Origin of the sequence: Eikenella sp. HMSC071B05, assembly GCF_001811325.1 — a bacterium.
Taxonomy (GTDB): domain Bacteria; phylum Pseudomonadota; class Gammaproteobacteria; order Burkholderiales; family Neisseriaceae; genus Eikenella; species Eikenella corrodens.
The window spans coordinates 112,247-113,644 of the sequence record NZ_KV804540.1; the positions used below are offsets into that span (position 1 = coordinate 112,247).

Here is a 1,398-nt window from a genome sequence, read left to right on the forward strand (position 1 = left end):
CCTACGGCGGCTACACCGGCTGGCAGACCAAAATGTTCCGGTTCAAAAACAACACAATAGAAGGCAATCCTACAGGCGCTTACGCCGCCTGCACCAGCAAAGACGAAATCTACATCGACACCACCCTCATCTTCGGCGGCGACCAAGTAAATATCGTCCCCTAAGCGGAAACCCGCAGCAGCAGGGTGTGTTGACATTCAACTTTTAAAGTAAGGTAGGTCGGGCATAAATGCCCGACCTACTACTGAAAAGAGATTTTCAGACGAACTTCAGCCTTAAAGCAGCCTGAAAACATCCACCAACCCCATACAAGGAAACCAATATGAAACTTCCCGCCCGCGCCGCCCTGCTCGGCAGCCTGTCCCTGCTCTTGGCCGCCTGCACCAGCACTTTTGACGTCAGCATGCAGGCTGTGCGCAATGCCGACTACGGCCCCTATCCAAAAAACTACCAGCAGCTGATCCGCCAACGGCTGGACGGCACCCTGCTCGACGCCCGCAGCGCGCAAATCAGATTCACTACCCCGCCGCGCAAGGTGTACCAACTCTCGCGCGAGCCGTACAAACTGAACGGCCGGGCATACTATGCGGTGTGCGTCGAAGTGAACGCGAAAAATGCCTACGGCGGCTACACCGGCTGGCAGACCAAACGCTACAGCATTTACAACGGCATTTTGGAAGAGCTCACTTTCGACTCGGTCGGCTTGGACATGTGCGACAGCACGGACGAGATTTACATTACCAGCGGCATCTACACCACATTTAAGTTCAATGTCGTGCCGTAAGAGCGCGGCAGGACGGTACAAAACAGTCAAAGGCAGCCTGAAAGGTTTTCAGGCTGCCTTTACGCGCCAAAACGGTTTCAGGCTGCCTGAAAACCTAAATATCCGCTTCCACCCGGTCGCCTTCGGCTTCCATCCGGCTGCGGCGGGCGGCGGCTTCGCCTTTGCCCATCAGGCGGGTGAAGGCGGCGAGCGTGGTTTCACTATCGTGCTCGGGAATGCCCACGCGCAGCAGGCGGCGGGTGTCGGGTTCATGGTGGTGTCTTTGAGCTGGTCGGGGTTCATTTCGCCCAGGCCTTTGAAGCGGCTGATGGAATAGGCGGATTCTTTGACTTTTTCGGCGGCGAGCCGCTCCAAAATGCCTTCGAGTTCGCCTTGGTCGAGCGCGTAGAATTTGCGCGCGGGGCGGCTTTTGCCCTGGGCATTGACATCCACGCGGAACAGCGGCGGTTGGGCAACGTAGATATGGCCGTGGCGGATCAGCGCGGGAAGGTGGCGGTAAAACAGGGTGAGCAGCAGCACTTGGATGTGTGAGCCGTCCACATCGGCGTCCGACAAAATGGCGATTTTGCCGTAGCGCATGCTGTTCCCGCCACCGTGCGCCTGTACGACCGCCT

Annotated in this window: 1 protein-coding gene and 1 pseudogene; one reads left to right on the top strand and one right to left on the bottom strand. The window is 57.7% G+C overall.

Annotated features, from left to right (window positions below; translation table 11 throughout):
• Positions 1–322 precede the first annotated feature (322 nt).
• Positions 323–784: a hypothetical protein gene (locus HMPREF2796_RS02905; protein ID WP_070630840.1), complete on the top strand. Its 462-nt coding sequence runs from the start codon at positions 323–325 to the stop codon at positions 782–784.
• Positions 785–878: 94 nt separating this feature from the next.
• Here HMPREF2796_RS02905 and HMPREF2796_RS02910 read toward each other — a convergent pair.
• Positions 879–1,398, bottom strand: a pseudogene (locus HMPREF2796_RS02910) (DNA topoisomerase IV subunit B); the annotation flags it as partial.